This window comes from Microbacterium sp. zg.Y909 (assembly GCF_024626565.1).
Genome location: NZ_JANJFJ010000188.1, coordinates 1 through 8,610 on the forward strand (window position 1 = coordinate 1; position 8,610 = coordinate 8,610).

The 8,610-nt window shown below is 71.2% G+C and carries 7 protein-coding genes; 3 read left to right on the forward strand and 4 right to left on the reverse strand.

Annotated features, from left to right (window positions below; translation table 11 throughout):
- A partial coding sequence (locus NQ160_RS13740) for a lipoate--protein ligase family protein (RefSeq protein WP_374113657.1) occupies window positions 1-653 on the reverse strand: 653 nt, incomplete at its 3' end.
- Window positions 654-842: 189 nt separating this feature from the next.
- On the opposite strand from NQ160_RS13740, the gene NQ160_RS13745 reads away from it, so the two are divergent.
- Window positions 843-2,357: a DEAD/DEAH box helicase gene (locus tag NQ160_RS13745; protein WP_257515779.1), complete on the forward strand. Its 1,515-nt coding sequence runs from the start codon at window positions 843-845 to the stop codon at window positions 2,355-2,357.
- 106 nt (window positions 2,358-2,463) lie between these two features.
- Here the strand turns inward: NQ160_RS13745 and NQ160_RS13750 are convergent, their stop codons facing one another.
- Both NQ160_RS13750 and NQ160_RS13760 read right to left on the reverse strand, forming a co-directional pair.
- Entirely contained in the window at window positions 2,464-3,333 is an 870-nt protein-coding gene (locus tag NQ160_RS13750) for a lysophospholipase (protein WP_257515780.1), read from the reverse strand.
- A 52-nt stretch (window positions 3,334-3,385) separates the two neighbouring features.
- The gene (locus NQ160_RS13760) at window positions 3,386-6,313 is read right to left on the reverse strand and encodes a rhamnogalacturonan lyase family protein (protein WP_306853369.1); all 2,928 of its coding nucleotides are present in this window, start codon (window positions 6,311-6,313) and stop codon (window positions 3,386-3,388) included.
- A 139-nt stretch (window positions 6,314-6,452) separates the two neighbouring features.
- On the opposite strand from NQ160_RS13760, the gene NQ160_RS13765 reads away from it, so the two are divergent.
- Both NQ160_RS13765 and NQ160_RS13770 read left to right on the forward strand, forming a co-directional pair.
- The gene (locus NQ160_RS13765) at window positions 6,453-6,905 is read left to right on the forward strand and encodes a MarR family winged helix-turn-helix transcriptional regulator (RefSeq protein WP_257515781.1); all 453 of its coding nucleotides are present in this window, start codon (window positions 6,453-6,455) and stop codon (window positions 6,903-6,905) included.
- A complete protein-coding gene (locus tag NQ160_RS13770) occupies window positions 6,902-8,269 on the forward strand; it encodes an MFS transporter (RefSeq protein ID WP_257515782.1) in 1,368 nt (455 codons plus the stop codon). Before NQ160_RS13765 ends, NQ160_RS13770 begins: the two co-directional genes overlap by 4 nt.
- Window positions 8,270-8,317: 48 nt before the next feature.
- Here NQ160_RS13770 and NQ160_RS13775 read toward each other — a convergent pair.
- Window positions 8,318-8,610, reverse strand: a 293-nt coding sequence (locus NQ160_RS13775; protein ID WP_306853371.1) for a D-arabinono-1,4-lactone oxidase, incomplete at its 5' end; no start/stop codon positions are given.

The following is an 8,610-nucleotide window of genomic DNA, read 5'->3' on the forward strand; positions in this document are numbered from 1 at the left end:
CGCAGCGCCTGCAGCGCCCAGTCATCGAGGAAGGCGTACGAATCGGCGAACGTCATGCCGGCGACGAGGGATGCCGGCACGTACAGCGAGTACGTGATGATCCACTCCGCGGAGATCAGCATGGCCCCGCCCCCGGAGATGCGCCGGACGACCTCGAAGCCGTGTCGGGCCGCCCCCTCGGGGTCGACCTCGTTGCGGTACGACTGGAACGAGCCGATCACGACGGCGGAGGAGTCCCACGTCCAGATGCGCATGGTGGGGTTGCGGCGGCCGTCGCCGACCCGCGCGGTCAGCACCTCATCCAGGGCCAGGTTCATGTTGGGCGACAGCGGCCGGTCGTGCACGATCTCCCAGTCGAACTCGCGCCAGCCGGGAGCGGTCACGAGCGCCCGGCGCACCGCGGTGCCGACCGATTCGGGGGTGAAGCCCAGCAGCTGCGCGCCCTCCGGCAGCGCTTCGCGCACCGCGGCGGCGATGGTGGCGACGTCGGATTCGATGGGAAGCCCGGTGACGGCGGCGTCGATGTCGGCGAGGGCGTCGTCGGGTTCCAGGAAGAAGTCTCCAGCCAGGTGGAAATCGGTGATCAGCCCTTCGTCCACCTCGAGGTCGACGACGACCAGCTTGCCGCCAGGAACCTTGTACTCACCGTGCATGGGTCAAGCCTACGGCGCGGCGCTGGTAGGGTGGTCAGGTGGCCTCAGTGCCACTACGTCGTCGTCACGACTCCCCGATCCCGATCGCGGCATCTTTTCGAACGGCGAACCGATGCGCGAATCCGCGCCGTCGCCTCCCCCGCACCGCGATCCACTTCATGATCTGCGTGTGCCTGCCCGAAAGCACACATGTCTACTTTCCTTTCCCTCGGCGTACCCGAGAAGCTCGCCGCCGTCCTCGCCGCTGACGGCAAGACCGAGGCGTTCGCCATTCAGCGCGACACCCTTCCGGACTCCCTCGCCGGCCGCGACGTGCTCGGCCGCGGCCGCACCGGCAGCGGCAAGACCATCGCCTTCGCGCTGCCGTTGGTGGCGCGCCTGTCGGGCGCCGGAGCAGCCGCGCGTCGTCCCGGCCGCCCCCGTGGCCTGGTGCTCGCCCCCACCCGCGAGCTCGCGACGCAGATCGCCGCGACCATTTCGCCGCTGGCCGCTGCCGTGGGGCTGACCGTCACCACCGTCTTCGGCGGCGTCAGCCAGCGTGCGCAGGAGCAGGCGTTCGCCCGCGGCGTCGACATCGTCGTGGCGTGCCCCGGCCGCCTCGAGGACCTGATGAAGCAGAAGGTCGTCGACCTCGGCGCCGTCGAGATCGTCGTTCTCGACGAGGCCGACCACATGGCCGACCTGGGCTTCCTCCCCGGCGTCACCCGCATCCTCGCCGCCACCCCCGCCGGTGGCCAGCGGATGCTCTTCAGCGCCACGCTCGACCGCGGCGTCGACACCCTGGTGCGCAAGTTCCTGCGCAACGAGGTGCGTCACGAGGTCGACGAGTCCAGCGTCCCGCAGGGCGTCATGACCCACCGCGTGTTCGTCGTTCCCGGCAGCGACGAGAAGACCGCGCTCGTGCGTCACCTCGCATCGGGCCAGGGTCGCCGCATTCTCTTCACCCGCACCAAGCACCAGGCCAAGAAGCTCGCCAAGCAGCTGACGGCGTCCGGCATCCCGGCCGTCGACCTGCACGGCAACCTCTCGCAGGGTGCTCGCGACCGCAACCTCGCCTCGTTCGGCGCTGCCACTGCTCAGGGTGGCGTGCGCGTGCTCGTGGCCACCGACGTCGCCGCCCGCGGCGTGCACGTCGACGACGTCGAGCTGGTCGTGCACGTCGACCCGCCCATGGAGCACAAGGCGTACCTGCACCGTTCGGGCCGCACCGCCCGCGCCGGCGCCGAGGGCGTCGTCGTGACGGTCGCCCTCGACGCGCAGCGCGGCGAGGTCAAGGATCTGCTGCGCAAGGCCCAGGTCTCCGCGGCTCTCGAGCCCGTGGCCGCAGGCGGCTCCGAGGTGTCCGTACTCGTCGGCGAGCCCGCCGCGCACGTCACCCCCTCCGCGGTCGTCACCGCACCGCAGCGTTCGAGCGGCGGCAACGGCGGCGGTCGCTCGGGCGGCTCCGGCCGTTCCGGTGGCGCCGGCGGACGCTCCGGCGGTTCCGGCTCGGGCGGACGCTCCGGCGGATCCGGCCGCGGCGCCGGTGCCGGTCGGGGACGCGACGGTCAGGGCTCGGGCGCCACGCGCACCGCGAGCGCGCCCGCCGCGGCATCCACCCGCACCCAGCGCCCCGCACGTCCCACCACCGGCAGCACCGTCGCGGACATCCGCGCCAACTCGGGCACCGGCCGCGGCCGCGGCTCGCGCCGCGCGCACGGCTGACCCGCGCGCCCCGCACCCAGGGCGCTGAGACGAATACTGACGGCCGAGACCGTGGGGAACACCCGCCGTCTCGGCCGTCGGCATTCGTCTCACCGGGACGGCGGGCTCACGGCGCGGGCTCGGCCGGGCGCAGCGGGTACCGCGCGTCGAGCCAGGCCAGCAGGTCGGCGCGGACACGCGCCTGCTCGGTCTCGTTGTAGATCTCGTGCCGCGCCTCGGGGTACACCAGCGTGGTCACGTCGGTGAAGCCGGAGCGCCGGCGGTACGCGTCGGCCAGGCGATGCACACTGCGCGGCCCGCCCACGGTGTCGTCGCGGCCCACCTGCAGCAGCACCGGCAGGTCCACACCCGGCGTCCGCCGCGGGAGCCCGTAGAGTCGCAGCCCCTCGCGCACGCCGAAGAGCTTCGCCAGCGGCACCGACGTCGTGAGCGGGTCGTCGAGGAAGGCACGGCCCACCGCGGGATCCGACGACAGCCATTCCGTCCCCAGCGCGTCGGCCGTCTCCCACGGCGCGTTGTAATTGCCGACCTTGAGCGAGTCCGGCCGGCGCAGTCCCGAGCCCGACAGCACGAGACCGTCGTAGGCGAAGGGATGCTCGTTCGCGAGCATCTGCGCGAGCAACGATCCCCACGAGTGCCCGAAGAGGATGAGCGGCAGGCCGGGGTCCTCGTCGTCGTGGATGACGCGGGTCAGCTGCCACACGGCATCCTTCGCCGCCCGCATCCCGCCGGGCCCGAGGCGGCCGAGCTTCTCGACGTCACCCCCGTGCTGACGGATGCCGGTGCGTCCGTGCCCGCGGTGGTCGTCCGCGTAAACGATGAACCCGGCATCCGTCAGCGCCTCGATGAGCGCTCCGTACCGGCCGGCGTGCTCCCCCACCCCGTGGAGCACCTGCACGATTCCGCGCGGCTCGGAGCGGGCAGGATGCACGTCGTACACGATCGCGATGCCGTGTGCGTCGATGAACTCGGGCATGCGCACGAGTCTAGGCGGGCGGAGGAGGCGCCTGCCCCCTCCGCCCGTCGACTCAGCGGCGGCAGGCCGCCGCGGGGTAGCCCACCTCGTAGGTCGACCGGTACTCGACTCCGTCGACGACGGCGGATGCCGTGACCGTCGCGGACCCTGCGGCGACCGAGCGCTCCCGGGTGTTCACGAGCTCGGTGACGATGCCGCCGCGGCGGACATCGGCCTTGTGCTTCTCGCTGCCCTGCACCGCGACGGTGATGTCGGCGCGCTGCGGCCCGGCGTTGAGCACGAACACACCCACGTAGACCGACCGGCCCACGCAGTGGGCGTAGGCGTCGGCCAGCAGCCGCGTCGGCTGCCCCTTTGTCACCGTCGCGGTGGGCGACGCGTCCGAGGGTTCGGACGCCCCGGCGGCGCTTCGGGCCACCACCGTCGCCGACCAGCGGCCGGGGGCGACCGCGGCGAAGGTGACCGTGCGCACGTCGCCCGCGACCTCCTGCACCAGCGGCTCGCCCTGCTCCGGGGTCAGCGTCACGACGTACCCGGTGACCTCATGGGTCCCCGGCTCTGCCGGGGCCTCCCACGAGACCGTGACGTCGGTGCCGTCGACGACGAGGCCGGGAGCGGCGACCGGCTGGGGCGCAGCGCGCAGCGGCACGGCGGAGAAGTCCATGCCCGAGGCGAGATGGAAGCTCGTGTATGCGGGCTGGTTGTACGTCGTCTGCTGCCGCGCGATCTCGGCCCGGTACTGCGGGTCGTGCATGAGCGTGTACAGCTTGTGGCCCGTCACCTCGGTGGAGGTGTACACCCGCAGCGCGGCGGAGTCGGCCGTGCGCACGAGCAACTCCTCGCGCCAGTCGCCGAACACATCGGCGACGAGCGAGGGGTTCCCCTTCGTCCCGTTGTTGGTGAGGGTGCCGGATGCCGTGAGCAGCGTCCCGCGCGTCCAGTCGTCGATCGTCGGGGTGACCTCCCCCGCGCCGTTGACGACCTGGGTCGTGAGATCGCCTGCCCAGCGGATGGACTGGTTGGTCCCGGGGTTCGTCGGCGCGAGCACGTCGCCCGTTGCGGAGAGCAGCCCCGAGGCATCCGTTCCCGCCGGCATGCTCGACCAGACCTCCATTCCCGGCACGTCGGCGCGCACGTCGCCGATCATGCCGCGGCCGGTGTCGCGGCCGGAATACGCACCGAAGAGCACCTCGCCGGTGGCGGCGTCGCGCAATGCGGTCCCGTAGGGAGCCCACGCGCCGCCCTCGTGCACGGTGAAGATCTCCAGACCGGGGCGGGCCGGGTCGATGTCGGCGACGTGCATGGCGTCGCCGTGGCCGAGGCGGGTGTTCTCGCCCGGGGCGCCGCTGCCTGCGGGCATGACGTCGAACGACGAGTACAGCAGCCCGCCGTCGTCGTCGAGCGTTGCGGAGCCGTAGACGATCTCGTGACGGCCGTCACCGTCGACGTCGGCGGCACTCAGGCTGTGGAAGCCCTGCGTCGTGATCGTGCCGTATTCGGAGTCGGTGCCGTCGCGCCCGTGCGGGCCGTCGTTGAAGGGATTCGTCAGCGGCACATGCCCGCTGTCGACGAACCAGCGCTGCGACAGGCTCTCGCCGTCCCAGTCATAGGTCGCCACCGTCGAGCGCGTGTAATAGCCGCGGGCGAACACGGCCGACGGCCGCTCGCCGTCGAGGTACGCGACTCCGGAGAGGAACCGATCCACGCGGTTGCCCGGCTCGATGCGGCTCATCGCATAGTCACCCCAGAGCAGTCCGTCATCACCGCGACCGGGCTCGTAGCGCACGGTCTGCAGCTCCTGCCCGGTGGCGCCGTCGAAGACGGTGAGGTACTCCGGTCCCTCGAGGATGAATCCCTCGAACGCGCGCAGCACGTTGCGGGCCGAGCGCCCCGGGGCGAAGACGTCGATGAAGTAGTCGACGAGCTCCTCGGCGCTCTCGCGCGACAGCGGGTACTCGTGCGCGACCTCGGTGCCGAACGCCTCCTCGAGCGTTGCGGGCCACTGGCCCGAGACCACCTCTTCCCGCTCCGACCAGCCGAGGAACATCTGCACGAGGTGCTCCTCATAGTCGGCGGCGCTCATGCGGTAGTCGTCGTCGTGCGAGAAGCCCGCGGCGAGGTCCTCGGCGGGCATCGTGATGAAGGCCTCGTTCGTCGCGGCGCCGTCGGGTCCGAACCCTGTCGATTTCGTGCCGGGAGCGGTCTTGAGCATCGTCTCGGCACGGCCGTCGCCGTCAAAGTCGTAGACGAGGAACTGCGTGTAGTGGGCGCCGGCGCGGATGTTGTCGCCGAGCTCGATGCGGCTGAGCAGCGTGCCGTCGAGCTCGTAGGTGTCGAGGAACACGGGGCCGGTGTACCCGACCTGCGAGACGTCCTTGGCGTTGGAAGGATCCCACTTCACGACGTACTCGTACGCGCCGTCGCCGTCGACGTCGCCGACCGAGACGTCGTTGGCGGCGTACGTGTACGTTTCGCCGGCGGGGGTCACCCCGTCGGCCGGGCGCGTGAGCGGGATGTCGAGATGGCCCTGGGCAAGCGGCGAGACAGGATCGCTCGGCTCCCCCTCGCGGCCGGCGAGCACCGGGGCGACCTGATAGGTCGTCGACGCCGAGCCGGCGGCATCGAGCAGGTTGGTGCTGTCGGTGACCGTCGCGATCTTCTCGCCGTCGCGGTAGACGGCGAAGTCGGTGCCGGTGAGCCCGGTGGCATCCGCGCCGTACGCCTCCCCCTGCAGCAGCCGCCAGCTGATGAAGACACCCGATCCGGTGTCGACGGCGACCACGCCGCGGTCGAGCGACTCGAGCTGAGGGCTGGCGGTGCCGGGGCCGGAGGTGGGGACGGATGCCGCGGCATCCGGTGGCACGGCCGAGGCGGCCGACATCGGGAGGGCCAGGGCGGCGGCGGTCAGGGTCGCCGTCGCGATCGCAGCGGCACGCCACCGCGGAGAGGTGCGGACGGGCCGCAGGGCAGGGATTGTCATTCGGTTCACCTTCGAATCGGAATCGGAATGCGCTTTCCCCAGTCGCCTCCACGAGCCTATGGGCGCGGCTCCCCCGCGGTCAATGGTTGAGTGACCCCGATTTACTTAGCCGAACTAATGAGCTATGCTAAGTATTCGCATGACTACGACAGACCTCCCCGCCTCAACGCCCCCAGACCTCTCCGCAGCGGCATCCGAGCTGCGCATGGCCACCTTCCGCCTCGCCCGGCGCCTGCGCGCCCAGCGCGCGGTCGACGAGATGAGCGACGGCCAGTTCGCCGTGCTCGCGGCTCTCACCATGCACGGCCCGCACACCCTCGGCGAGCTCGCCGACCGCGAGCGGGTGTCTGCGCCATCGATGAACCGCACCGTGAACTGCCTCGAGGAGTCCGGCTACATTGCGCGGACCCCCGACGAGCACGACCGGCGCAAGGTCAACGTGTCGCTCACCGACACCGGCATCGCCGTGGTCGAGGAGACCACCCGGCGCCGCGACTCGTGGCTCGAGGGCGCCCTCGCCGAGATCGGGGACGAGGACCGCGCCGTGCTCGCACGTGCCACGGCGATCATGCGGGAGGTGGCTTCGCGATGAGTGCGATGTTCCGCTCCTTCTCCGTCTTCAACTACCGTGTGTGGTTCATCGGCGCCCTGGTGTCCAACATCGGCGCCTGGATGCAGGCGACCGCGCTCAGCTGGGTCGTCCTCACGCAGCTGACCGACAACGACGCCGGCGCTATGGGCGTCACGATGGCGCTGCAGTTCGCCCCGCCGCTGCTGCTCGTCGGGGTCACCGGCTGGGTGGCCGACCGCTTCGACCGGCGCAAGCTGCTCATGATCACGCAGAGCATGCTGCTCGTGGTGGGCGTCGTCATCGGATCGCTGCTGCTGGCCGGGGTCATGACGCTGCCGCTCATGTACGCCTTCGCGGTGCTCCTCGGATTGATCTCCGCGTTCGACAACCCCTCGCGGCAGGCGTTCGTCTCCGACCTCGTCTCGCGCGAGAACGCCTCCAACGCCGTGGCGCTGAACGCGGCATCGTTCAACGGCGCACGCATGATCGGCCCCGCCGTGGCGGGCGTCGTGATCGTCGCCGTCGGCACGGGCTGGGTGTTCTTCGTCAACGCCGTCACCTTCATCGCGATGATCGTGGCGCTCATGCTCATCCGCACCGACGAGCTGATCCCGCGGATCAAGCACGCCGGTGCATCGCGACTGGCCGACGGCTTCCGTTACGTCGGCAAGCGCCCCGACCTCATCGTGGCGTTCGCGATGGTGTTCCTGCTCGGCTCCTTCGGCATGAACTTCCCCATCTTCGCCTCGACGATGGCGCTGGAATTCGGGCAGGAGGCCGACGGATACGGCCTGCTCAGCTCGATTCTCGCCGTCGGGTCGCTCATCGGCGCGCTGATGGCCGCCCGCCGCGACCGTGCCCGCATCCGCATGGTGATCCTCGGCACGCTGATGTTCGCCGTCGCCGGCACCGTCTCGGCGTTCATGCCGAACTACTGGCTGTACGCGCTGACGCTCATGCTCACCGGCTTCGCCGTCGTGACGACCCTGACCACCGCCAACGGCTACGTGCAGACCACCACCGACCCGGCGCTTCGCGGTCGGGTGCTGGCGCTGTACATGGCGATCCTCATGGGAGGCACCCCGCTCGGCGCGCCCATCGTGGGATGGGTTGCCAACGAGTTCGGGCCGCGAGCGGCGATCCTGCTCGGTGCGGCGGCGGCGTTCGTCGCCTTCGCGATCGGGGCGATCTGGATGCTCGTCTCGGGCCGGGTGAAGCGCTCGGAGTCGCGACGGTTCGGCGTCACGCTCGGCGAGACCCGGCCGGTGTCGGTCGTGCCGCGCGAGGCCTTCTCGGATGAGATCGCCGCGACGACGCCGATCCGGCTGCCGGACGCCGACGCGGTGCGGGCGGGCGTGCGAGGCCGCAAGCGCGTGGTGCAGTAGCCCCGCGGGCAGCAGCCCCGCGGGCTCGGGGTCGTCGGTTCGTCGGGGTCAGCGGGCCTCGCGCACGCCGACGCGCACGAGGTGGTCGTTGACGAATCGACCGTCGGGATCGAGGCGCTCGAACACCGCTCGGGCATCGGCCAGGCGCGGGTGCACCCGCTCGATGGCCGCACGGTCGAAGCGGTGCGCCTTGCCCCAGTGCGGGCGGGCGTCGAACGGCGCGAGCGCCTGCTCGATGTCGGGGAGCAGCGCCGCCACCTCGTCGGGGTGGTTGCGCCACGTGAAGTGGATGATCGCGACGTCCCGCTGGTAGGCCGGGCTCAGCCACAGCTCGTCGGCGG